Annotated in this window: 22 protein-coding genes; 13 read left to right on the top strand and 9 right to left on the bottom strand. The window is 49.4% G+C overall.

Annotated elements, in window-relative coordinates:
* Positions 1-139 precede the first annotated feature (139 nt).
* The 3 genes from ACJJIO_RS16645 to gloA are packed head-to-tail and all read right to left on the bottom strand — an operon-like array spanning position 140 to position 2,415.
* Positions 140-805 carry a GntR family transcriptional regulator gene (locus ACJJIO_RS16645; RefSeq protein WP_444909146.1) on the bottom strand — a complete coding sequence of 222 codons (666 nt, stop codon included), beginning with the start codon at positions 803-805 and terminating at the stop codon, positions 140-142.
* Between the two features lie 2 nt (positions 806-807).
* Positions 808-1,914: a patatin-like phospholipase domain-containing protein gene (locus ACJJIO_RS16640; protein ID WP_444909145.1), complete on the bottom strand. Its 1,107-nt coding sequence runs from the start codon at positions 1,912-1,914 to the stop codon at positions 808-810.
* Positions 1,915-1,974: 60 nt separating this feature from the next.
* Positions 1,975-2,415 (bottom strand): lactoylglutathione lyase, encoded by a 441-nt coding sequence (gloA, locus tag ACJJIO_RS16635; protein WP_252082423.1) that lies wholly within the window; start codon positions 2,413-2,415, stop codon positions 1,975-1,977.
* A gap of 75 nt (positions 2,416-2,490) precedes the next feature.
* Here gloA and ACJJIO_RS16630 point away from each other — a divergent pair, with 75 nt between their 5' ends.
* The 3 genes from ACJJIO_RS16630 (at position 2,491) to ACJJIO_RS16620 (ending at position 5,645) form a co-directional block, all read left to right on the top strand.
* Complete coding sequence (locus tag ACJJIO_RS16630; protein WP_444886757.1) at positions 2,491-3,687, top strand: hypothetical protein; 1,197 nt, start codon at positions 2,491-2,493, stop codon at positions 3,685-3,687.
* 100 nt (positions 3,688-3,787) lie between these two features.
* Positions 3,788-4,534, top strand: a complete 747-nt coding sequence (locus ACJJIO_RS16625; protein WP_444909144.1) for an aspartate/glutamate racemase family protein — start codon at positions 3,788-3,790, stop codon at positions 4,532-4,534.
* Positions 4,535-4,934: 400 nt separating this feature from the next.
* A complete protein-coding gene (locus ACJJIO_RS16620; protein ID WP_444884270.1) occupies positions 4,935-5,645 on the top strand; it encodes an SIMPL domain-containing protein in 711 nt (236 codons plus the stop codon).
* A 60-nt stretch (positions 5,646-5,705) separates the two neighbouring features.
* Here ACJJIO_RS16620 and ACJJIO_RS16615 read toward each other — a convergent pair whose 3' ends face one another.
* A complete protein-coding gene (locus tag ACJJIO_RS16615) occupies positions 5,706-7,067 on the bottom strand; it encodes a metal-dependent hydrolase family protein (protein ID WP_444909143.1) in 1,362 nt (453 codons plus the stop codon).
* Positions 7,068-7,157: 90 nt separating this feature from the next.
* Between ACJJIO_RS16615 and ACJJIO_RS16610 the strand changes: the two genes are divergently transcribed.
* On the top strand, positions 7,158-7,769 hold the full coding sequence (locus ACJJIO_RS16610) for a glutathione S-transferase family protein (protein ID WP_252082433.1): 612 nt from the start codon (positions 7,158-7,160) through the stop codon (positions 7,767-7,769).
* A gap of 135 nt (positions 7,770-7,904) precedes the next feature.
* Here the strand turns inward: ACJJIO_RS16610 and ACJJIO_RS16605 are convergent, their stop codons facing one another.
* Positions 7,905-10,724: a M16 family metallopeptidase gene (locus tag ACJJIO_RS16605; protein ID WP_444909142.1), complete on the bottom strand. Its 2,820-nt coding sequence runs from the start codon at positions 10,722-10,724 to the stop codon at positions 7,905-7,907.
* 250 nt (positions 10,725-10,974) lie between these two features.
* Entirely contained in the window at positions 10,975-12,063 is a 1,089-nt protein-coding gene (locus ACJJIO_RS16600; protein ID WP_444909141.1) for a Glu/Leu/Phe/Val dehydrogenase dimerization domain-containing protein, read from the bottom strand.
* Between the two features lie 350 nt (positions 12,064-12,413).
* Here ACJJIO_RS16600 and ACJJIO_RS16595 point away from each other — a divergent pair, with 350 nt between their 5' ends.
* From ACJJIO_RS16595 to ACJJIO_RS16580, 4 genes are all read left to right on the top strand, one after another.
* Entirely contained in the window at positions 12,414-14,381 is a 1,968-nt protein-coding gene (locus ACJJIO_RS16595) for a VacB/RNase II family 3'-5' exoribonuclease (RefSeq protein ID WP_444909140.1), read from the top strand.
* A gap of 116 nt (positions 14,382-14,497) precedes the next feature.
* Positions 14,498-15,970 carry an aminoacyl-histidine dipeptidase gene (locus ACJJIO_RS16590; RefSeq protein ID WP_444909139.1) on the top strand — a complete coding sequence of 491 codons (1,473 nt, stop codon included), beginning with the start codon at positions 14,498-14,500 and terminating at the stop codon, positions 15,968-15,970.
* Between the two features lie 287 nt (positions 15,971-16,257).
* Positions 16,258-16,779: a hypothetical protein gene (locus tag ACJJIO_RS16585; RefSeq protein ID WP_444909138.1), complete on the top strand. Its 522-nt coding sequence runs from the start codon at positions 16,258-16,260 to the stop codon at positions 16,777-16,779.
* A gap of 22 nt (positions 16,780-16,801) precedes the next feature.
* Entirely contained in the window at positions 16,802-17,128 is a 327-nt protein-coding gene (locus ACJJIO_RS16580) for a YceK/YidQ family lipoprotein (protein WP_444884263.1), read from the top strand.
* A gap of 147 nt (positions 17,129-17,275) precedes the next feature.
* On the opposite strand, the gene ACJJIO_RS16575 is transcribed toward ACJJIO_RS16580, so the two are convergent.
* The 3 genes from ACJJIO_RS16575 to ACJJIO_RS16565 form a co-directional block, all read right to left on the bottom strand.
* Positions 17,276-18,184: a polysaccharide deacetylase family protein gene (locus ACJJIO_RS16575; RefSeq protein WP_444909137.1), complete on the bottom strand. Its 909-nt coding sequence runs from the start codon at positions 18,182-18,184 to the stop codon at positions 17,276-17,278.
* Positions 18,184-19,056 (bottom strand): GNAT family N-acetyltransferase, encoded by an 873-nt coding sequence (locus tag ACJJIO_RS16570; protein ID WP_444909136.1) that lies wholly within the window; start codon positions 19,054-19,056, stop codon positions 18,184-18,186. The genes ACJJIO_RS16575 and ACJJIO_RS16570 overlap by 1 nt, the downstream gene beginning before the upstream one ends.
* A 74-nt stretch (positions 19,057-19,130) precedes the next feature.
* Positions 19,131-20,192, bottom strand: a complete 1,062-nt coding sequence (locus tag ACJJIO_RS16565; protein ID WP_444909135.1) for a bile salt hydrolase — start codon at positions 20,190-20,192, stop codon at positions 19,131-19,133.
* Positions 20,193-20,655: 463 nt separating this feature from the next.
* On the opposite strand from ACJJIO_RS16565, the gene ACJJIO_RS16560 reads away from it, so the two are divergent.
* The 5 genes from ACJJIO_RS16560 (at position 20,656) to rdgC (ending at position 25,208) form a co-directional block, all read left to right on the top strand.
* Positions 20,656-21,054, top strand: a complete 399-nt coding sequence (locus ACJJIO_RS16560) for a VOC family protein (RefSeq protein WP_444909134.1) — start codon at positions 20,656-20,658, stop codon at positions 21,052-21,054.
* A 423-nt stretch (positions 21,055-21,477) separates the two neighbouring features.
* Positions 21,478-22,578: an alpha/beta hydrolase family protein gene (locus ACJJIO_RS16555; protein WP_444909133.1), complete on the top strand. Its 1,101-nt coding sequence runs from the start codon at positions 21,478-21,480 to the stop codon at positions 22,576-22,578.
* Between the two features lie 90 nt (positions 22,579-22,668).
* Positions 22,669-23,172: a hypothetical protein gene (locus ACJJIO_RS16550; RefSeq protein ID WP_444909132.1), complete on the top strand. Its 504-nt coding sequence runs from the start codon at positions 22,669-22,671 to the stop codon at positions 23,170-23,172.
* Positions 23,173-23,182: 10 nt separating this feature from the next.
* A complete protein-coding gene (locus ACJJIO_RS16545; protein WP_252082473.1) occupies positions 23,183-23,521 on the top strand; it encodes a hypothetical protein in 339 nt (112 codons plus the stop codon).
* Between the two features lie 694 nt (positions 23,522-24,215).
* The gene (gene rdgC, locus ACJJIO_RS16540) at positions 24,216-25,208 is read left to right on the top strand and encodes a recombination-associated protein RdgC (RefSeq protein WP_444909131.1); all 993 of its coding nucleotides are present in this window, start codon (positions 24,216-24,218) and stop codon (positions 25,206-25,208) included.
* Positions 25,209-25,297 lie beyond the last annotated feature (89 nt).

Below are 25,297 nucleotides of genomic sequence, written 5' to 3'. Positions count from 1 at the left end.
GAAATTGCGGCAACAAGAACCCTTACAACAGGGATACGTGAAGACTCTCACAGTGACCTATCAAGATGGCTAAAAAGGTCGGGCTTGTTGGCCTGGGCTGGCTCCTATAAATATGGCTGTAAAAGCGCCTGCCCAAGCCCTAGAGTAATTCTTCGGCGGGAATTGAGCCGAGCCCCTCCTCAATATCCTGACGAATAGCAAGGCGCACTCGCGCCACATCGCCATCGGCAATCGCACCAAGCAGGTCCTCGTGACGGTCCGGCAACTCTTGTACACCGAAGCGCTGGAACACCAGGTGCTGCAGGGGAGCTGTTTGCAGCCATAGGCTCTCTATCAGCGAGAGGATGATATGGGGATGCCCCAGGCGATAGAGGGTAAAGTGGAAATCGAGATTGGCCGTCACATACTCCTCGATATCCTTCTCTCTGAGCGCTTTAGTGACTCGAGCATCTAGCTGTCGTAACCGCTCGAGGGCCCCCCGTCCTACAAAGGGCAGCGCCTGCTCTGCGGCCTGACACTCCAGCGCAACCCGTGCCGCACAAATCTCTGCGAGCTTTTCTGGCGTCATGGTGGGCACAGTGACACGGCGGGTATCAGACAGCTCTAGCGCTCGCTCCGAGGTCAGGCGCCGCAAGGCCTCACGTACAGGCATCGGGCTGCAATTCAAGTCCGCCGCCAAACCCCGGATAGTGACCGGGTGCCCCGGCAAAAACTTGCCACGCAGAATGGCATCTCGCACCTGAAAGTACACACGCTCCTGGGTAGTGCGAAACTCCTCCTGCGGAGGGCTAAATTCTGGTGCCATCTTCATGCGGCCCCAACCTTTTGCAACTTATGGGGCAAATCATCGGAACCCACTTCGATAAGATGATCTGCTACCCGGCCGGTCTGCCAGATTTCATAAAAGTCGTCTGCCACCTGCCGGCTCATTTCCACCACTTTTTTCCAATAGCGCACACGCTCATCCGAGGGCATCTTATAAAAGTCGTTGCGATCCGGGATCTTGCCAAATGGTAACTGCTCCACAAATCCCGGCGACGGTGCGATCAGTAGTGTCGACATCATGGCATCGCCACGCACACGTCGCCAGGACAACCCCTTGTCGAACCAACCGGGCACCATAAACGGGAAGAAATGCGGGTAGAGCACTAATCCACGTGGATGACTGAAGCGCAAATCAAAGTGGTAGTCTGTAATCCCGCCATCGCGATAATTTCCCAAGGGTGCGCCAGCCGGGTTGCGCACACCCGCCATTACCAGTGGTATAGAACCACTGGCGAGCACCACCTCACGAACATTCTCCCGAGTGAGGGGGGTATTCGCCGTACTCAGATTGCCAAACTTCACAGTGGCCTGGGCCCGGGAGTGAAACACTACGCGCTCCCAAAAGGCTTTAAGGCTATGTCTGGAAACCGCATTGACCAACGCAGACGTGAAGAGCGCCGGAGCGAGAATGGCCCGCTTTTCACTTGCCAGGGGGCCACGCCCACGCGCTGTCACGAAGTGACTTTGCCACAAGGGATTCTCCACCACCTCGCGCGCACCACTTTCCCCTAACACTTCCTGTAGAATCGCACCACCCGTCGCCGTAATCTCAGCCGGGGTGGGCTTGGTATCGCCGTAGCTCTGGTGAATATATCCATATTCAAGACGTTCCAGCGCCGCCAAAGGATTCTCCATGGCGTAGCACATATTGCGAAAACTGCCGATTGATGAACCCAGCGTCGCAATAGGCTCACTGCGACCTTTAAAAAAAGCCCCCATAAGAACCCGATCCAGCTGACTGATAACCAGCCACTTGGGGCCCCCAGAAGCTCCCACCAAGGTTGAGAACTGCCCTTGATGTAATCCCTCCTCGCGAACCCTACGCGCCGCTTTGGCGCCGGCCAGTAAAATGCAACTGCGGTTCTTCACATAAATTCCTTATCAATTTACCTAAAAGCCAAAGTCAAATGAGAGCCTTGCCAGGGCCAATTACCATTCGCCGCTGTTCTCCATCGACTTCCAGGGTTCCCTCGGTTCCAGGGGCTCGCCATTTTGTAACAGTTCAATTGAGATACCGTCCGGCGAACGGAAAAAGGCCATATGGCCATCGCGAGGGGGACGATTGATCGTAACCCCCGCATCCATCATTCTCTGGCAGACGGCGTAGATATCATTCACTCCATAAGCCAGGTGGCCAAAGTTTCGCCCGCCACTATAGGACTCCGAATCCCAGTTGTAAGTGAGTTCCAGCGTGGGCGCTTTATGCTGGCGAGCACTATCGACATCCTCAGGGGCCGCAAGATATACCAGGGTGAAACGCCCTTTGTCATAATCTTTGCGATGCACCAACTGCAAGCCCAACTTCTCACAGTAAAACTTTAAGGATTCTTCCAGGTTGGCCACGCGGACCATTGTGTGCAGGTATCTCACCCTCTACTCCTTCCTGTTGCCAGGATCTACAATCGCGGAATAATAAATAATTCAGCTTCGCCTGGCGAAAAGCAAATGTATAAAAAATTCTATCGTGCATTTTCTCAAGCACCCAGCGGCAGCCCATCCTCCATGCTGCACATGGCCTGTCACTCCCATCATTACTGGCCCGATGTGACATTGGAGGCAGTCCAACAATACTGGCAGGATGCGGCACTGCTCGCCGATGACAAGTGGGGACCTATTTTCCAGGAAAAAATACCCGCCTGGCAAAGTGCCGTCGCTCGAACACTAAACCTCCCCGACGCTTCTCAAATAGCTATTGCCCCCAATACCCACGAGCTTGTCTACCGGCTACTTAGTGCCTTTCCCATCACTGAACCCCTACATATCCTCACTACAGATGGAGAATTTTACAGCTTCACCCGCCAGCTGCAGCGGCTGGAAGAATTGCCCAACATACAAGTAACCCGTATACCCAAACACCCCTTCTCCACCCTGGCAGAGCGCTTTGAGCAGGAACTGCATACGGGAGACTACCAACTGGCTTATGCCAGCCTGGTGTTTTTCGATTCTGGCGTGGTATTCCCCGACCTATTGCGAATCGTCGAGCAGAAGCCAACCCAAACCCAGTTTGTAGTCGACGGTTACCATGGGTTTTTTGCCCGCCCAATCGACCTGAGTGGTATTGCTGACAAAGCATTTTTTACTGCCGGCTCGTATAAGTACCTGGGTGCCGGCGAAGGGCTGTGTTTTATGAGCATTCCTCGCGGCTGCTCCCTACGACCACTAAATACCGGCTGGTTTGCCGAAATTGCGGAGCCTGAAAATCGCCGTGGCCATGTCAGCTATGCGGACAACTGGCTGAGATTTGCCGGGGCAACTATGGATTATTCCTGCCTGTACAAGGGTCTTTCCATTTTCGATCTATTCCGACGCGAAGGTATCACCGTAGATAAAATCCACCGCTATGTCCTCAATGCCCAAAGCCGCTTCCTGAACACAATGGACAAAAACAGCCACCCGCTACTCAACCGGGAGCGCCTAATTCACCACGACCTGAAGGAGGGCCATGGCCACTTTTTCACGTTCGATTGCGGCACAACAGAAAACTCAGAAAAGCTACAAAAAGAGCTGAAAGCCCGAGCAGTCCTTTGTGACAGGCGCCAACAGCTGCTGCGCCTGGGCTTTGCTATCTACCATGATGAAAATGAAACTTATCAGCAGGTTTTTGGCTCTCCCCAAATAAATTCGGAGGCGCTGTTATGCTGATTAACAGGCTAAGCCAGCCGGCAGCCTCTATTGATCAATACTTTGATCCATACTTTTGCGGACGATGTAACCTTAAAAACTGGAGAGCCCGGACCTAATCATGAAGCTGCTTCTCCTCAACCCAAATACCACAGAATCTATGACGTCACTAATGGCGGGCGCCGCACAAAGGGTTGCATCTCCGCGCACCAAAATCGTAGCAACCACCGCCAAGATCGGCTTTCCTTATATTTCGAGCCGGGTCGAGGCCGAAATTATCGCTAGTGATATCCTCGAGACAATTGCTGAACACCACACACAGGTAGACGCAGTCATCATCTCTGCATTCGGGGACCCAGGTCTCATTGGTGCGCGCCAGTTATTCGACATTCCCGTGATCGGTGTTGCCGAGGCGGCAATGCTGACCGCTTGTGCACTTGGCCAGCGCTTCTCGATAGTCACATTTAGCGATAGTTTGGCGGACTGGTTTCGTGATGGTGTGCTGCGTGCCGGTCTCGAAAATCGCTTCACCGGCATTCGCCTACCTAGCGAGCGTTTCCAATCAATCGAAACTGTACAGGAAGAGCTTAGCGAGAGCTTGGTTCAGCTCGTAGAAGAAGCTGCATACACTGACCGGGCAGATGTCGCCATCCTCGCTGGAGGACCGCTCGCCGGTCTTGCCACAAAGATTTCTGGCAGACTGCCGATTCCTGTGGTCGATCCAGTCCCTGCCGCTGTCGTGCAGGCAGAGGGTCTTGTACGGCTCAACCCAGGTATCGCCCGCGCAGGTGGTTTCGCCCGTCCGCCCGCGAAAGACACATTGGGCCTCCCCGATAGCCTCTCCAGGCGAATAGAGCACACTGACTGAGCTTCTTCCAAGACTACCTTATAATCTCCACTCTCCCGATAGCTCTGGCTCAAAGAATTACGGAGGTTGGATTTAGCCAGCCAGATACAGCCTGCGATTAAGCATCCTAAAAACGAATGCAGCCACGTGTTTCTAACAGGCGTCGTTACCTTCTTCTCCTGAGTTTTGTTTTCTACCAAGAAAGATGAAACTTATCAGAAGAAATTTAGCTCTGATTAAGTTGGCAGCACTTTCCCGGCCAAGTGGCAAGCCAATATTGCCAAGCAGCTTGTCTACAGCTCCGCGATGATCCGTTATGCTGACCTTCTTGCTCAGCTACGGTTCAGAAAGGCATTGATAGTATTTGGCACCTAATGCATCGGAGTGATGCCAAATCCATAGCGATTGATAAGGAAAAATCATGAAGTTAGTAAAATTCTCGACAATCACAGTACTTACTCTGCTTATCGCCGCTTGCGGAAATGGGCAGGCTCCCTCCGAACGGGGAACCCTGGTCTCTATTGCGGCCCAAGGTGAGGCACGTCAGGCTCCCGATGTTGCCAATTTGTCTGTAGGCGTGGTAACCGAGGCAGACGACAGTAAGCAAGCCATGCAAGATAATGCCGAACAAATGGCTACGCTAATGAAAGCGATTAAGAAAGCCGGCATTGCCAAGAAAGATATTCAAACCAGCGGCGTCAGTCTTTCTCCCCGCTACCATTATCAGAGAGATCAGAAACCCAAAATCGTCGGCTATACTGCGCGAAATACCCTCAACATCAAAGTGCGCAAATTGGGTGAGCTGGGAGGTGTACTGGATGACCTCACCGCCGCCGGGGCCAACCAAATTAACGGTCCCAGCTTTGAGATTGGCGAGCCAGAACCAGTAAAAGCTGAGGCTCGCGAAAAAGCCCTATTGGATGCCCAGGAGCGCGCGACTATTTACGCTAAAGCACTGGGCATGAAGGTTCGTCGAATCGTGAGTATTTCTGAACAGGGTAGCGGCGGTATGCCCCGCCCTATGATGTTAAGAGGCCAGATGGAGTCAATGAAAGACAGTGCTTCAACCCCTATTGCCCCCGGTGAGACTACCGTAGCTGTCAATTTGGACCTGGTCTTCGAGCTGAAATAATCAATTACTTCTATATCGGCCCCGCAACTCTATGCGGTGCCGGTATTCTACTCACAGCTGTTAACCATCCCCCTCATGCTCCAGAAATACCTCCACTGCCGGCTCGCTGGGGTATTTGAAAACCTTGCCTTCCTTCATGACAAACTGCACCCGTTGCAATTCAGAGATATCCTCCAGAGGATTTCCTGCAACCGCAATAATGTCCGCGAGTTTGCCCTCGCTGATACTGCCAAGCTCGTCTTGAATCTGCAGTAATTGTGCGGCATTCCAGGTTGCAGAGCGGATGGCGTCGGCAGGAGTCATTCCCCCCTGTACCATCAAGACAAATTCCCGCGCATTCTCTCCATGCCGGGTCACACCGGTATCGGTCCCAAAGGCAATTTTAACTCCACGTTTATAAGCCTTGGAAAAAGTCTCTTGCATTAGAGGCCCCATAGTGGCGGCCTTGGGACGAACAATTTCAGGTAAAAAGCCATCAATCGCAGATTTCTCAGTTACCCACTCTCCTGCCATCAAAGTCGGAACAAACCAAGTGTTGTTCCTACGCATGAGATCCATCACCTCTTCATCCATGTAAGTACCGTGCTCAATGGAGTTCACACCGGCGCGAATAGCTCGAATCATGCCTTCCTTACCATGGGCATGTACCGCCACGGTAAAGCCATAATCTTTGGCAGTGGCAACAATTGCCTCCAACTCATCCTGCATAAATTGTGGATTTTGCCCACTTTTGGCAACACTCAGCACCCCGCCAGTAGCAGTGATTTTGATGAGGTCTGCACCATCCTTATAGCGCTGACGAATCGCCTTGCGCGCGGAAATAGGCCCATCCACAACACCATCGGCCGGGCTGGGATTCCCTACTAAGTCATGGCGGCGACCATTCGTGGGGTCGGCGTGACCACCGGTGGTTGCGATAGATTTTCCCGCAGTGTAAATCCTCGGTCCCTCAATAGTGCCTGCTTCAATCGCTCGCCGCAGACTGACGGTAACATTATCGTGATCACCCAGATTGCGGATGGTGGTAAAGCCCGCCTGCAAGGTACGGCTGGCCGCATCGACACCGCGCAGAGTGAAATCTGCCGGATTCCAGGTATAAGATTCCGTATAAGCACGAGGACCAAACTCATAAGTGAGGTGGCTGTGCATATCCATCAACCCTGGAAGCACAGTGTAATTGCGCAAGTCGACAAGAGTTTCCCGCTCCCGCTTGGCAAACCCTTTTTGTACCGATTCAATACGGCCATCCACAATATGAATGGTGCGATTCTCTAACAGTTTTCCATTACTGCTATTGAAGAGTTTCCCCGCATAAATAGCGAGTTCTTCAGCAGTAACCTGCTGGCAAAACAGACCGGCAAAAACAGCCAGCGCCGTGACTGTGCGGCGAAAGAAGCAGCCTCTCTTGGAACTTGTGGTCATTGTCGTCACCAGTAAGTCTCTTTTAGATTTGTAATGTTTTTATGGACAGCTGCTCAATTTAACGCAATCGCCGAGGCGAGAGGAAGCCCTATGAAGATCTATGAGTTTGCAAGCGCCCCCAATTGTCGTCGAGTTCGCATGTATCTTGCGGAAAAAGGCATCGAAGTTGAATTTACCCATGTAGATATTACCAAGGGCGAAAACCTCAGCCCCGAATATCGCAGTAAAGATATCAACAAGAAAGTTCCCGTATTGGAACTGGATGATGGCGCTTATATCTCTGAGTCCGTAGCGATTCAACGATACTTCGAAGAACTACACCCGGAGCCGGCACTCTTTGGCCGCGATGCAAAAGAAAAAGCCCTAGTGGAAATGTGGAATCGCCGTGCCGACTTCAACTTAATGTTTCCAGTAGGAATGTGCTTCCAACACGTTTCTGGCTTTTTCAAGGACCGCATGAATGTCTATCCTGAATTCGGCGAGGATTCGGGCAAACGCGCGATAAAATTTATGGGGGCCCTAAACGACCACCTCTCTGATCATGAATTTCTGGTTGGAAATTATTTCTCAGTAGCCGATATCAGCATGGTGTGCAGTCTCGATTTTGGCAAAGTACAGAATCTGCGTCCGGATGCCGAAAAACACCCCCACCTCATCCGCTGGCGTGAGCAGCTCAAGCAGCGCCCAAGCTTCAAGGCCTGAGGTAAATTTCTGAAAAACTATTCGGAATAGCCTGCCCAGTGGAGGGTATCAGGTTTTGAAAAAAACCACTAAACGCCCATAAAAAACGCCCCGGTTTATAAGAAACCGGGGCGTTTTTAGTATGACATCAATTTTTTATTGATCTTTTGCGGGTAGTACCTCTACAGGACCAATATCCAGGGCTTCAACCTCTCCCTTAATCTTTTCCAGATCGCCAACAATGACCCAAGTAAATTGATCTGGTGCAAGAAACTCTTGCGCAGAGGACTCTACCTGCTCCTTATTCAACGCGGCCACCCTTTGAGGATAATCAGCAATGTAATCTTCCGGCAAGCCTTTTTCCACCTGCCAGTTGATACTGGACAATAACTGCCCTTTGGTTTGGAAGCGTGCACTCTGTTTTAGCACCTCATCGTTTCGATAGTCCTCCAACTCCTTCTCGGTAATTGGGCGGTTAGTCAAATACTCCTGATATTCTTTGATTAATTCCTTGATGGCCGGGGCTGTTTTATCGGTCTGCACCGGGGCAAACAGAATGTAAGGCCGCTGACCTTCCGTATCCATGGAAACCGCTCGGGCGCCGTAGGACCAATGCTTGTCTTCACGCAGGTTCATATTAACCCGCGAGGTAAACTTGCCAGCAATTGTATTGGCCATCGCATCAAAAGCTTCAGCACCCTGCGGCTGCCAAGGTGGCATCACCAATCCAGCCATGATGAAACTTTGCTGGGCGCCTGGACGATCCAGGAGGTAAACCCTAGCCTTTTCCGGACGCGCCACCTTGGCCACATCAATTTGTGGCAACTCCTCTTTGGGCGCTTTCCAACCACCCAGAGTTTCATTCAGGAGCGGCTCGATCTCTTTTTCTGTCACATCACCAACAATGGTGAGAGTGGCATTATCGGGACGCACCCAGGTATTCTGGAAGTTCACCAGATCTTCGCGAGTGATCGACTTAATGCCTTCAGGTGTGCCAGAGCCGGTCAAGGGGGCGCCATAGGGATGCTCGTTACCAAAGAGCAGTGGCGGCAACTCACGCAGTGCCAATCCCTGGGGTTGTGCCTTTTCCTGGGCGATAGCATCCAGGCGATTGGACTTTACCCGCTCGAGATCAGACTCGGGGAAACTGGGCTCGGTTACTACCTTGGAAAATAACTCCAGTGAGGGTTTCAACTGTGACTTAAGGGCACTCATACTGATGGAGTTGTAATCCAAACCACTGCCACCACCAATACTTACCCCTAGTTCCTCTGCTCTGGCACTAAACTCCAAGCTATCGAGATTGCCGGCGCCCTCATTCAACATTTGTGCCGCAACTGAAGCGAGCCCGGGTTTACTTTTGTCTGCTGAGGCGCCACTGCGAAATTGCAGATTCATTAACACAACCGGCGTATCGTGGCGCTCAGCCAAAACAACCCGAAGACCATTTTTCAGGGTAAAGTTCTGCTGCTTAGGTAATTCCAGCTCTACATTTTTATCCACCTCCGGCAGCTTACTGCGGTCTGCCCCCTCGGTGGCTGCGGTGAACTGCTGCTGAGGTTGGATAATCAAAGTGTAAGAGTCATCTTTAAGCCACTGCTCTGCAACATCCTGCACCTCACGAGCGGAAACCTTGGCATACTCTTCAACACCTTTCAGAAGTGCGCCGGGATCGTCATAGTAAAATTCCGAGCGGGCGAGGATATCGCTCTTACCACCAAAGCCACCGGTTTTTTCCAATCCTTTTACCAGGCTGGCGAATTCACCCTGCTTAACCCGGCGCAACTCTTCTGCGCTGACGCCATTTTTAGCAAACTGCTGCAACTCCTTATCTAAGAGTTTTTCCACTTTATCGACAGGCTGCCCCGGCTTTACATCCACCACAATAATCAGCTGACCTGCCAACTGGCGACCGTAATAAAAAGCACTCACACTGGTCGCTACTTTTTCATCCCGAACCAATCGGCGATATAACAAGGAATTTTTACGATTTGCCAGCAGCGAAGTCATCAGCTCCAGGGCATGCTCTTCCTCACTACCAATGGCGGGGACATTCCAAACCTTGTAAATACGGGTTTGCGGTACTTGGTCGTGAACAACTTCGCGCTTTTTCACCTGGGTGGGTAACTCCCAGTTTTTGATTCGAGGTTGCACTTTAGTACTGGGAATATCAGCAAAATATTTGCGCGCCTTGGCCATCGCCTCATCAACACTGATATCACCGGCAATAACCAGGGTAGCGTTGGCGGGTTGATAGTGATCTGCAAACCACTTCTTTACATCTTCAAGGCTGGCATTATCCAGGTCTTCCATGGAACCTATAGGTGTCCATGAATAGGGGTGATCCGCAGGGAAGGTACTTTTGGCAATAATGTCAAAAGCCTTGCCGTAGGGCGCATTCTCTCCCTGGCGCTTCTCGTTTTTAACCACTCCGCGCTGCTCATCCAGCACCTCCTGGGTAATAGCACCTTGGAAGTGGCCCATCCGGTCAGACTCCATCCACAGAGCCATATCCAGAGCCCCCTTGGGAACTGTGGCAAAGTAATTGGTGCGATCGTTACTCGTGGTGCCGTTCATATCGGTAGCACCGGAGCGCTGAAAGGGTTCAAAGTATTCGCCGGGAAAGTTCTCACTGCCATTGAACATAAGGTGTTCAAATAAGTGCGCAAAGCCGGTTTTACCCTTCGGCTCATCCTTGGAGCCCACCTTGTACCAGATGTTGGTAGAGACAACCGGGGCCTTGCGATCCTCGTGCACAATAACGGTCAGTCCGTTAGGCAAAACCTCCTTGTGAAAGGGAATATCCAGTTGAGGAGGCGGTACGAATGCTTTCTGATCCGTAGCCGCATCTTTACTGCTGGCTGCGGCTTCCTTGTCCACGGAAAGAGCGTGGGGGGTATCATCGGTAGACTGATTACAGCCGGCAAGACCGGCAGTAGCGATAACGACACTGAAGAACACTGGACGCAAGTCCATATTGTCACTCCCTAGTAATAACCACGGATTCAGGATGGCAAGTTTAGGCCAGTATCCAATCCATTTACCGGCTCGCCCTCCGCAGTAACGAACCAAAAACCTGGCACCAGAATGAGGCACCAGGTCACTACATCAATCTTGAGACAAAAAAATGGGCACTAAAGTGCCCAAATAAATACATCACAGAGAGAAGCGATGATGCCAATCGCCAGGGATCAGGTCATCGGCACATCTCCCGTGCCGAATTAGGTTATGCTGCCACGGTGCCGGATTTGTTCTCCGTATCACCGGTCACAGAGTGGTATCCGAAGCGTTCTTCAGCAATACGGTCGGCCACATGCGCTGTGGTCTCGCCAGTCTCGTCTGCACGCACAAACACTTCTTTCATGGTGCTGCCGATTTCTTCGATATGGGCCTTCACCTCTGCGGCGTCGTAGTCACCTTTTTGCTGGTAGTAAACATCAATAATGCCGCCGGCGTTGATCACATAGTCTGGCGCATACAGAATACCTTTCTCGCGCAGAGCCGCTGCATGGCGCTCCTCGGCCAGCTGGTTATTGGCTGCACCAGCCACAGCACCCACCTTCAGGCGGGAAATGGTGTCGTCATTGAGGATGGCACCCATAGCGCAGGGAGCAAACAGATCCACATCCAGATCAAAGATCTCATCTGCGGTCACGGCAATAGCACCCAGCTCAGTTACCGCACGGTCGATATTGTCCTGGAAGATATCGGTCACAAACAGTTCTGCACCAGCGTCTTTCAGTAGTTTACCCAGGCGGAAGCCCACGTTGCCCACCCCCTGAATAGAGACCTTCAGACCCGTAAGGTCGTTTTTGCCCCAGCGGTGTTCGACAGCAGCCTTAAGGCCGACAAACACCCCATATGCAGTGGAGGGAGAGGGGTCACCGCCGAATTCAGAACCCGCGAACAGACCGGACACATACTCGGTGGTCTCGCCAATTACGCTCATGTCGGCAACACTGGTGCCGGAATCCTCTGCGGTAATATAGCGGCCGCCCAGGGTATTGATGAACTCACCCATGGCGCGCAGCAGCTCGGGAGTCTTTTCCTTACGCGGATCGCCAATAATGACGGATTTGCCGCCACCCAGCTTCAAGCCAGCCATAGCAGACTTGTAGGTCATGCCTCGTGAAAGACGCAGAACATCATTCAGAGCCTCGCCGTCATCGGCGTATGGCCACATGCGGCAACCACCCAGGGAGGGACCTAAATTCGTATTGTGTACCGCGATAATTGCTTTGAGACCACTCTTAGCATCTTGGTAAAACGCCACTTGTTCGTGCTTATCGTAGGCGGAATGGGAAAAAATACTCATTAACTGTTCCTCTCCGGAAGGCCGGTTCTACAGCTGGGGAACAACCACAGCCCTTATCTGTTTTTATTTAGGGGTAAGATTATATCTAGCTTCGGCAGATAAAGTTTGCATATTTTGCACAGAACAGCACTGTAATAGCTAAATCCTCATACGAATTATTTTTTTTTAGGACAGTGCCCCCTACGGAAATATACTGGGCCATACAGTCATCGATCTTGACTGCCCCTTCAACTCGGCATCTTTGCGCTTAATCAAACGGATATGATTTCTCCTTCTTTAGCCCCCTGTTACCCGCTTCATTCTGGTCTGGTAGAATCCGCGCCTAAATCGACCCCCGAGAGATCAACTCGATGCTGAATGCCGACGCTCTGAAACAACTTTCACAACTGAAAACAGATATTCGCTCCAGTAAGGAGTTTGCCGAGGGCCGGGTTCGCGGCAGCAACGGCAAATTTGGCTTTGTGGAGCTAGAAGATGGACGCGAGGCTTTTTTACCTCCCAATGAGATGGAACGGGTTTTCCCTGGTGATCGTGTCCGCGTCAGCCTCACGGAAGAGAAAAAAGGCAAGCTCAGCGCTGAGCTGGATACCCTGATCGAAAGCCAACTCGACTATCTGGTTGGGCAATATGTGCAGCGGGGCCAGGGGCACTTTATCCAGCCCAGCCAGAACGGCTTGTCGCGCTGGATTTTCCTGCCTCCCAAGGCCCGCGGTAAAGCACAGCCCGGAGAGTTTATCGCTTGTAAAATCAATCGACACCCGTTCAAAGATGGCCGCGCCCAGGCAAAAGTGGAAACGGTCATTGGCAAGCCCGATATCCCCGGTATTGAGCATGCTTATGTAGTAGCGCAATTCAAATTGCCTGAGCAGTTTGGCCAGCCTGCGCAGGCCCAGGCGCAAGAAATCAGCGCTCAACTCGCCGAAGTGATCTCCGAGCGCCAGGATCTGTCTGAACTGGGCTTTGCCACAATCGATGCGGAAAGTACCCGCGATATGGACGACGCCCTCGCCGTCACCACCCGCAACGAAGGCTGGACCCTGCATATCGCCATAGCCGACCCCTCCAGTGTGATAGAAACCGGCAGCCCCCTGGACAAAGAGGCGTTCGAGCGCGCTCACAGCCAATACCTGCCCGGTGAAACCCTACCCATGCTGCCGCGAAACCTGTGTGAAAACCTGTTCTCCCTGGTACCCGGAGAACTGCGCCCGGCCCTGGTGGTTCATATTGATATCAACACTGATGGCAGCCTGGGCGAGAGCCGCTATGAATTTGCTGCGATTCGCTCCCAGCACAAGCTGAGCTACATCCAAGTGAGCCAGTTCATTGAGGGCGACGAATCCGCCGTACCAGAAGAGCAAAAACAGAGTTTGCGCAACCTGGCTGCCGTTTTTGAAGCTCGCTCTGCCTATCGCGCAAATCACTCCCAGGCGATGGAAGACCGCCCCGATTACGAGATTCACCTCGACGACAAGCGCAAGATCGCTCGTATCGAAAAGCAGGAGCGCAATATTGCTCAGCGCATGGTGGAAGAAGCCATGCTCGCCACAAATATCAGCATTGGCGGCAAACTGGCTGAGCTGCAACAGGGCTGCTTCTCGGTACACCTGGGTTTTCGCGAGGAACGCATGGGTGAGGTACGTAGCCTACTCAAAGAGTTACTACCGGAGCATGCAGAGCAAGACCTCGGCGAATTGCCAAATTACCTAGCCCTGGTTAAGTATCTGGAAAGCCATGGCGATGCACAGATGCAAAACCTGTTGTCGGTTCTGAAGCGCATGCTGCGCCCCGGCCAACTCGACAACAAAGCGGGAGCGCACCTAGGTCTGGGCCTTGAAGCCTACGCCACTGCGACCTCCCCCATTCGTAAATACAACGACCTGCATAACCATCGGGTACTGCGTGCCGCCCAACAAGACGGCCCTGCTGCGGCGCTTGGTGACGAACAGATCGAAGCCCTGCAGGACAGCCTGACCCGCGGCCGCCAGGCCAATCGTGCGCTCGAGCAATGGCTTTATGCCCAATTTATGCAGGACAAGGTTGGACAGGCGTTCAGCGGCAAGATCACCCTGGTCAATGGCGCCGGTCTCGGTGTGCGCCTGGACGAATTTGGTATTGATGGATTTGTTCGCCTAAATGGGGATAAAAAGAACCTGCCGAATTTTGACGGCAAGCACCTTACCCTTACCTACAACGAACAGAGCTACCAGCTGGAACAAACTATCAGCGTTAAAGTTTCCTCTGTAGATGTCGATAAACGCCGCATCTCCCTGGAGCTCTTACCTGAAACTTCAGCAAACGAAATGGCTATAGAGAAATAAGCCAAGTAGAACCCCAAAGAGCCCGGCACCCGCCGGGCTCTTTACTGTTATGCCCTAGCTGCGCCAATTTAAACGCAGAGCATAAAACCAACCCATAACAATGCCCGAGGCCACCAATGAGCAATATTGCTGAGCTGAACCCTAAACCGCTATGGCAACACTTTGCCAAACTCTGTGAAATTCCCCGCCCATCCAAGCATGAAGACCGCGTTGTCGAACACATTGTGGAATTTGCCAAGAATCGCGGCTTAGAAGTTCAGCTCGACGAAATTGGCAATGTCATTATCAAGAAGCCGGCTACCCCCGGCATGGAAAACCGCCAGACACTGGCACTGCAAAGCCATGTGGATATGGTGCCGCAGAAAAATGCCGATACTGATCACGATTTTCTGACGGACCCCATCAAACCCTATATCGATGGTGAGTGGGTAACCGCAGAAGGCACCACCCTGGGGGCCGATAACGGCATCGGTGTAGCTGCCATCCTCGCCCTGATGGAATCTACAGATATCCCGCACCCAGCCCTGGAAGCACTGCTGACTATTGATGAAGAAGCGGGTATGACCGGAGCGAAAAATCTTAAGCCAGGTTATTTCGAAGCAGACCTGCTGTTAAATCTCGATACCGAAGATGAGGGAGAACTCTACATCGGCTGTGCCGGTGGAGTGGACGTTAATGCCGCCTTACCCTACACCGCCGAGCCTCTGATGGCTGATGCTCAGGCTTTCAAACTCACTGTACGCGGTCTACGCGGTGGGCACTCCGGCCTGGACATTGACAAAGGTCGCGGTAACGCCAATAAAATTGCCAATCGTGTTATTGATACCGCTCAGCGAAGCATTCCCCAATTGCGCATTGCCAGCCTCGATGGTGGCAGCTTGCGCAATGCCATCCCTCGGGAATCTTTCAGCACTCTGGTTGTACCGAATAACGCACAGAAACAGTTACAGGAAATTGTTGAGCAAGAGAGCGCGCAAATTGCACGCGAATTCGACAATGAAGCAGCGCTGGAGATTTGCTTAGAAGCAGCCGAAGCACCGAGCAGCGTTATGGATGAAGCGAGCCAGCTGAAATTAATCCGTGCTATTCGCGCCTGCCCCAACGGTGTAGAACGCATGAGCACCGCACTGGATGGTATTGCCGATACATCCAACAACTTGGCTCGTGTAGTAACTGTTGAAGAAAATGGCCAACATCAAGTAAAGATGCAATGCCTGGTGCGCAGCCTCTCCGACAGCGCCCGAGACCACCATGGACTCGACGTAGCCGCCATATTCGAGCTGACCGGTGCAAAAACCAAACTGGGCAATGCCTATCCCGGCTGGACGCCAAACCCAGCCTCACCACTACTTGCCATGATGCGGGAAGTGTACAAGGAAATGACTGGGGAACATGCAGAAGTAAAAGTCATCCACGCCGGCCTGGAATGCGGTCTTTTAGCCAAGCCATACCCCAACTGGGACATGGTCTCATTCGGCCCCACTATCCGACGCGCCCACTCACCCGAAGAGCGAGTGCATATCCAGAGTGTGGCTAACTTCTGGGATTATTTTATTAAAGTTGTGCAGGCCATTCCTGCCCGTAGCTAGCTTAACGATCAACCTATAGAGCTATCTTTAGCAGTATCATCCTTTTTTATTGCCTGCCCACTACAAATCATCTAAGTAGGCAGGCGACCCCCAACAAGAAAAAATCTAGTCAGCAGTCTTCTTTCTCAATCTGATTTACTTTTTTATCCCATCAATTAATAAAATATTTTTCATTTTCCAAAGAGTGCTCAGCGCCTTTATAAAAATTCTTGCTCTAGAAACCACCATGGAACTTCCCTTGAATACTTTAGGTCAATAGAATCGCTTTAACACAACATGGAAGAACTATGAAAAGTGTGATTTTTGCCGGTATTCTTTTCCCATCCTTCGCATTCGCCTCTGCAAATCTGAATAACCACCTTAGCCTTGGTGTAGGTACACAATATGGAGGCCTTTTAGGTATCAAGTACTCAACCACCTATGGGACCGACACTTTTTATATCGGAGGAGGGCTGGCCGACAACCTTGATGAGGAGTATGGAATAACCCTTGGGTGGGAAAGAAGCTTGAACCCGAAACACTCCCTCGGCTTACTTGTAAGAACAAAAGAGCTAGATTGGGAACATTATATTTATGAAAATTCAAACCTTCTCAGCGCATCGCCGAACAATAAGTCATTATCTGAATTCAAATATAAAGGACGTTATGAAAGCTATATCGCAGGATCCTACACTTACTTCTTCAATAGATATGACGAGGCCAGCCTCTTAGGTGGTATCAGTTTGGGAAAATCCTACCTAAAAACTAATAAAGATGGCTCATTCCGAGATGGGACCGAGCTAAAACTACATTTCGGCTATCAATTCTAAACATTCACAGGGAACGATATTAATGAAAACTATCAGTCTAGCAATTTGCTCTCTTATGTTAACGGGCTGTGGGACTTTCACCACCCTCTCCAGCACAGACCGTGAAATTTCTGCAAATTTAAAACGGCAAAAATCCAACTGTGAATCCATCCCGAGAGTCTACAGCGGTCTTTCCTACAATATATGTAAAATGCATTCAGACAGTGAATCAATAAATGTCGACTTACTTCTCGGCGTGTACCTCGTAGACAGCCTCTTTTCCACCGCAACTGACACAATAGTGCTTCCATTTACCATGATTGAGCAGAGGAAGAACGGAAATATTTCAGTCTCCAGCAGTCAGTATTAACAACAGTATTTAAGTAAAAACAGAGAATAAAAGCCGCTGGCAGATCTATGAAGTATCAATTGCTGCCAGCCTCTTATAAATTAACAACATTTCCTATGACAGTTGAAAAACCCTATTGACCTCGACAACACAAAGAACTTAATAAGGTTAACTACTCCCCCCCGCTGAAGGGTGCTGAGAAATCCAATGTTTGGCAATATCTGACCTTCTACAAATCCAAACTTTTTCATGATTTTGGATATAGTCAATAAATTGGAGTAAAGCCATTGCACGAGCGGGATGGCCACTGATTCGGCCATGTAAGCCAACCGTTAACATTTTCGCCTGACTCTCCCCCTCTAGCCAGAGAAGATCAAAAGCATCTTTTAAAATTTGAAAAAAATCTTCTGCCGAAGCGCAGCCATTTGGGAAAAGATATCGAACATCATTATTCACAAGGCTATAGGGAATGATTAGCCTAGGCTTTGGGGTGTAACTCCAGTATGGCAAGTCATCGCTGTAGGAGTCAGAACTATAGAGGACCTGGGAAACTTCCCCTAGAAGTTTGCGAGTATTAGCACTAGTGCGACCAATATACCAACCAACTTCTCTCTCTCCAGTTAGTCTTTCAATGCATTTATGGGTTGTTCGTATATGCTCTCGCTCAACAGCTTCATCAATATGGCGATAATCTAACCAGCGATATCCATGCCCTGCTATTTCATGACCTGCGGCTACCAATGCCTGTGCCACACTTGGGTTCAATTCCAGTGCCAACCCACAGGCGAAGGCCGTTAGTGGGAGTTTGTTAGAGTTGAAGATATTGAGGATACGCCACACGCCAGCCCGGCTACCATACTCATACATACTCTCAACACTGAGGTCTCTTTCCCCTAAACGCGGCTCCCTACCAAAGAGTTCATGTAAGTAAGCTTCCGATTGATCATCCCCGTTTAAAACACAAGATTCAGCGCCTTCCTCTATATTCAGTACAAATTGAACGGCTATCCTGGCCCCATTCGGCCATTTTGGATCCGGAGGCTGCCCTACATAGCCTTCTAAGTCACGCTCAATCATCAACCCAGCTCAAAGGTTGTTACACCGAAAATACGCTCATGAGCAATATTGGGCTTAGAGCCTAGGTACATACGTGCACAACCAAATACCTCTTTCATATTATATTTTTTAACTAAAGCCATGGCTTCTTGATTATTTTCCGGCACGTCCAAAAATACAGCCCCTCCTGAAGAAAACTTTGTCAATTCAATCAATAGCGCTTCAGCCAACTGACCGTTATTGGCAAATAAAGGGCCCACTTTACAACCTTCACCACAGCGGCGAATTACCCCATAACCTTTCAACGTTCCCGATTGCAACACCCCCAAAGCCTGAGCCCCTTCTTGATTCAGCCAAGTACGCAAAAATTTTTCCCTTCCTGCAGGGAAGCAGGTCATGTCATATTGAAGAAGCTGATCGAAAGGAATCTCTGCAAGAGGTAATATTTCAAAATTTCCACTACCATTTGAAGCCACTTTTAAAGGCACGGCCATACTAAAACGCAAGTTGCGATGAGAGAATTTAAAGCCCCCCTCCCCATAGAAATCCTGCATCTGGAATGCAGCATCCAGTCCCACTGAAGCTCCTGGGCTTAACCTTTCAAGCATTCGTTGACGGCGAAAATACCAAAGTTTACGACCAAGCCCCAATCCTCGGTACTCTGGCTTCACAATAAAGAAGCCCATAAAGCCATATATTCCCTCATAAGAGGTAATAGCACCACCGCCTATCATTTTTTCCTGAACCAGTGCAGCGATAAATGCTTTAGAGTCCGTTTGCCAAAAAGTTTCAGCATCATGCAATCCTGGATTCCAGCCCTCTTGAGCTGCCCAATTTACCAAGACATCGACTTCAGGGCGCTGCATATTACGTATAGTCATTGTATCTTTCATATCCACCCCTATTGATAAAGAGACTGAGATCAACTCCATTAACAATCTAGTTAAATGTGACTTTTTAACTCTGGTTAACTTTTTGGTGCAAGAAATTTAAAGGGAGTTGCCGGCTTAAGCTGCGAAGATATTTCACCACCAATATCACTCGGGGTATCCAGCTTCATGGATAAAACCTTCGCTCCGTTTTTAAAATCTAAATTACTAAAATCCAACCACACTACCGAAGGATTAATCACGGAGTCAAAGTAATATCGCATTCTCTTTTGATCTATCACTGAACGCCACAAGGTCGAAGCAATATTAGGTTTCCCTGGATCACTCATCCCAAGGGGCACACTCACAGCGCGTATCTGTGAGAAGACTGAGGCTATTGCCTTTCGATGATCTTTAAAATTTGGTGATGACTCAAGGGCAAAGCTAGCACGGACAAAACGATCTGCTGCAGTTATGGTCCCTGGCAGAAAATTCTCACCACCAATCTGGCTCCAATAAGTATTAATCGCCAGTTGTTGGCTATATATCGGAGAATTGGTCATGACCTTATATTGTTTGCCATGATGGACCTGTAGTGCTCCATTGATATACTCGAATATCGCAGAATCCCCACTGGGATCGGAGATTGAAATATGCGCAGTAGCGGGCTTACCATCGGGCAAATCAGCTCCTATCACAGTAAATGGATCTGCCTCCATCGCTGTAACCACTTCTTCAACAGATGCATAATTGTCCAGCATATATTGAAGCCAGGCTCCAACTGAAATTGTCGGTTTTCCACGCTTTTGAGGGTTCCCATATTCAGCCTCGGCCAGATAAAGTAGATTCCCAGCCAAGCCTGCCTCATTAAGGCCATCAGAAGTTGCCGCCTCATAAATACTTATTACTACCGAACCGTACTTCGAAGTCCAAGTTATCGACTGTTGGCCAACACCTCCATTTCTCTGCATCCCTTTTGGGAACAACCAAAAGTCCATTGCAGCTGTGGTATCACTCCAGTCCATGCTTCTCCCTGTAATATAAGAACCATCACCAGCCTCATAAAAAATTCTAGTGCAGGCACTGGCATTGCTTTGGCTCAACCCAACAAACAAGATCAGAGCTGTACCAAGTAAACCGCGAACAAATTTATTGTCCATCATCTTTTCCCTGATATACATGCCATTAATTTCCTCTTAAATTTTTAAAGCCACACCGATCAACCACTAATCAACCCTATTTCAATAACGATCAAGCCATCTTTAATGGCCAAGTCTAGCTTTAGCTACCAACAATAAACGACAACATGTGGAAAGAGACGAAAGCGATTTAATTGAATATTTCCACTTAACCCTGATCTCATAAAAAGACGCTTAAATATTCATTATGAAGATCGCCCACAAGCCTTAAAGCGATCCTGAACCTCACCATCTGATAACGTGAACAACAGCCGTTTGATACATCTAATTAGAATCCCTTGTGTTTAGGCACGACAGGAGTATTTCTGTCATATAATTCTACGTTGTGATTTAATCAAATTCTGACTGCAGCAGTATTCAGTACAATAAAGCCAGTTAATATCAAGCCCTTCTATCAACATTCAATCAGCAAAGACGGGATTTTATGAACACTATAGGAAGATTGGTTATTCTTGTTCGTGACTACGAAGAAGCTATTACTTTTTACCGTGACAAACTTGGTTTCGAAGTATTTATTGATTCAGAGGCTCCGCCATTAAGATTCGTTCACCTTCGCCTACCTGAACAGAAAGACATGGGTATTTGGCTCTTACAAGCCTCCTCCAATAGTCAATTGGATCAGGTTGGCAGGCAGACGGCGGGTCAACCCTGTGCAGTTATTTATACAGAGGATTTTGATAATGAATATAAGCGCCTAATAAATAATGGAGTAAAATTTATTAAGCCAAGAGCCTCAGATTCCAACGCCGAGTTTGCCCATTTTGAAGACCTCTATGGCAATGAGTTTATACTTGTCCAGCTGCAAACAGAAGTGGTTGATTAAACTGCTTTTTCTACCAAACTTGCCACTGCTAGCACTCAACTACGGTGGCAGGGGTTCAATTTAAATCTCTCCGAACTCACTATCTGCGCCTCATTCATTCGTTAGTATAGAAGCCATACTATTGCAAAATTTACTGTTTACTTCTCTTTCTCTATCACATATAAATCGGGCAAGACTCGCTCTACATGTACCAAGTCCCATACTTTTATACCTATTGATCTAACCCGAGCTAATTACAGGTCAAATTTTCAGCATCGGAGTATGCATAACCAGTCCAAAACTGGTGCGTCAAAGAATAAAAGGAAGTTTGTTTCTTAACATAATAACACTCAAAACATATAGGGCCCTTCAGGCCATTGAACTACGGGCACTAACTCAAAGAATGAAGCAGCCCGAGGCTCAACACTATCATTTGGAAGTACCATGAAAAGAAACTTGATAATGCTGGTACCAGGACTTACCCGTGTCACCAGTACTGCACAATTGTCCGAGTTTACAGAGGGGCTTATTGCCGCGAGTGAACGTATACCACTCACCCCCATAGCGGCGCCCACTATTCCCCCGGGCGTTCAGCGTTTAAGAGCCACCACCGCAGGGCAGGAGATGGAACTGGACCTGGTTGAAGCTTATTGGAACGACCTGGTACCCAGTATTACCCAACAGACATTAAAAACTCGCCTCGCCAGGGGCTTTTCACTTATCTGGTTCTGGCTCGCTAATTTACATATTTGGAAAGGGGTACTGCGGCGAAAATACCTCACCTTTGGGCTAACCCTGTCAGCGCTAGCCTTTATAGTTTGGTACCTGGGTACCATTATACTATTTGTTGAAGCTATTGAACCTGCCGCTGATAATCCATTCTTCTCTCTGGTAGAGGAATTGAAAAGATCTGTTGAATATATTGGTGGCTGGCGTATTTGGGCAGTGGCAACAGCGATTGTCGCTCTCATACCCGTATCACTACTGGTTGATATCTCAGATTTTTGTAAGCGCTATCTAACCAATGAGCCCGCGGCCAGAGGTAAACCCGCTGTGCGCTTTGAGATTATCAGACGTGTGCGCGAGCAACTGCAAAGCAGCCTAGCCTTAGAAAACTATGAATCAGTTACAATAGTCGGGCATAGCTTTGGTAGCGTAGTTACTGTGGATCTCTTTGCAGACCTTCCCTCCTTTGGCACGCCAGTGCGAATTCTAACCATGGGCTCATTAATCGAAGTTCTGGGTAAACAGGCCCCATGGCTACAAAACGAAGTTCTAGAGTTATCCCAGCGCGATGATCTGATTGAATGGATTGATATCAAATCCCACTCCGACTGGTTTGCCAGCGGCTCAGCCGTACCTGAAGCTCATAATTGCTATGAGAGGGTAATCGGTTCTTATGGCACTTTTCCAGATAAAATCGCGGCTAAAGTACATTCCCGCTATTTCGACAATCAGGAAGCAGTCAGATTTCTATTGTCATATTTTGAACGGCAGGGCTCCGCTAAAGTTTGTACAAATGAAGAAGCCTTAGAACCAGCTTAATGAAAGTTGAGCGATAGTAGCCATCCAACTATCGCTTACTTGAAGTAACAATCAGAATATCCATAAACGTCAACAGCAAGGAGAGTACAGATGTTGTCCACCCCACCCAAGGTAGCATCCGCTCTGTTATACATAGTTCTAGCTCTAGCCATCAGCAGTTGCTCCCAGCTAGCTCCAAGATATGATGCGGAACTCTATTCAGATCTCACTGAGGTGAATGCAGAACTGATGCAGTTCTTTTCCTCAGTTTCTCATGGTACAGATAAAGAATCCTATGCTAAAAGAGACCAAAACTACCATGCATTAATTGGCAAGATTGACGCCTTAGCGATGCAATCCAACACCCGGCCAATGCCCAATAAAGATACACTCAAGAAAATCAACAACTATTTGAGTTCTACAGGAGCAGATATCGTTTTCAATGAGCAGCCACCCAGTGTCAATTCACTTAAAAAAATCTCTAGCAGTCTTAATCGAATGCGTAAAGAAGACGAAGACAAGGGGCTTCGCTCTACCATTGTGGCGCTTTTCAAGAATGAAGTTGTAATCTCTATGGACCAGGCTTTAACTTACGAATCCTTCTTAAACCGCTGAGGACTTTGCCATGTCACTGGACGTAACCCAATTGATCTCAGATATTAAAGATGCAGCCTCTACCGTTATTGAGCATGACATCACAGAAATCCGTGGCTTCTCAGAGCGCCAGTTATCCGCTCTAGCCCTTCAGGCAAAATTGATTGCCAAAGCCATCGCGGAAAACGAAATCGGTGAGGACTTGAGAGATTACTTTCTTGATTCTATCGAGGATATGGCTTTGAATTTTGCCAGAACCCTCCGCGGCCTTCTCGCTGTAACCATAGAAAAAATCTGGAATGCCGTCGTGGGAGTAATTTGGACCGCATTGGAAGCCTGCACAGGTATTTCATTAAAAATTGCTTCCTGAGCATTCAGTAATTATATAGCCCCACAAATGTCACGGACTGACTGTGGGGAATGCCATGATGTAATTGTTTTTATATTTCAAGCAGTTTTACGGAAATAGCATTCTTCATTACCGCCACACTGCCCCTCTAAATCAGCTTCAGATTCCGCGAACAATTCAAGTAGCCATCCGGGAAATATCGAAGTAATCCTTTGCTAAAGATAAGTCAATCCATTTACTTCTTCCTCTTCAAGGTTAATATCGATAAGCGCCCAGCGGCTTAAAGACACATTACCAAACAGAGAATAATAATTGGCCTTGCTGAAATATGGGGTTAAGGTTGGACTACTGGCGTGGTGTGACCGGCTCAGATAAATCTGGCCAGCAGCCCTGCCCCCTACTTTTAAACGGTTAGGGGAGTTCTCCGATGACCCTACCCTTTAACAGAACCAGGTGTCTGCGACTGCACTCAAACTATTGCAGCTCAGCCACAAAGGCTTTCACAGAGAAAACGGCCCCGTTACGACCATCCTGCTGAAAGAACAATAACCTACAATCTCTGCAGGCATTGATGCTGAACATTCTATCCTGCCCCGCCAAATTTCGGACAAAAAACAACCAATTCGTCATTTGGAAACAGCTCACTAGCTGCCGCGCCCCAGTTTCCGCATAATTAACGTCCGCACACGCAACTGAACACCAAATGGCCTGATGTATGTGGTTTAAGAACCTTCGTATTTACCGCTTAACCAAAGAATTCTCTCTGGATGCCGAAAAACTAAACGAGCTACTGGAAGCCCAGGCATTTGTGCCTTGCGGTAGCCAGGACAGTGTCCGCTACGGTTGGGTCTCTCCCCTAGGCAGACACGGCAGTCAATTGGTACATGCCACCAATGGCTACCTGATGGTCTGCGCCAAGAAGCAAGAAAAAGTTCTACCAGCAGCCGTTATCAATGAGAAAGTAGAAGAAATGGCCCAGGCCATTTCAGAAAAAGAGGCCCGACAGGTGGGCCGCAAGGAACGTCAAAACCTCAAAGATGAGGTACTGCTGGAAATGCGGCCCAAGGCTTTTGCACGGTCCCGCTTGCACTTCGCCTATATCGCCCCGCAGGAAGGCTGGGTAGTGGTTGATGCTTCCTCTGCCTCCGCCGCTGAAGAGTTATTAGAAAATCTACGCGAAGCCATTAGCAGCCTCGCGGTAGTCCCTCTATCAGCCAAAAACCTGCCACAACAAACAATGACCCACTGGCTCACCGCTCCCGAGGCCCCCGCTCAATTTGATTTCGGACACGAATGCGAACTGCGCGACCCAAAGGACAGCGGCAGTGTGATCCGCTGCAAAAACCAAGACCTATGCGCCGAGGAAATTCACAACCACTTGGTTGCTGGCCTGCAGGTACATAAATTAGGGTTGGTTTGGCGCGGCGGGGTCGATTTCCTGGTGGACGACCAACTCTCCGTGAAACGGGTAAAGTTCAGCGATGAGCTGCTGGAAAAGGCAGATAACACCGATGCCGAAAGTGCGGCGCAGCGCTTCGATGCAGATTTCGCAGTAATGGCACTGGAAATTTCAGCCCTAATCAAGGATCTACTCAATGCCTTTGGTGGCGTTAATACCGAATCTACCAGCGTAGAGGAGATGGTCGCTAAAGCCTCCCACTCTGAAGCTGAAGAGCTGGCGCGAGAAGTAGAAGAAGTGGTCTTCTGATAGCCTTGTTTTACTGCAAAAGAAATGAATGGAGCAGTGAACAATAACCTGACCCTGAGCGGGACGAAAGCCCCGCCCAAGGTCAAAGT

This window comes from Microbulbifer mixtoriginis (SeqCode) (genome assembly GCF_052467235.1).
This window is presented reverse-complemented; position numbering and strand designations above follow the sequence as displayed.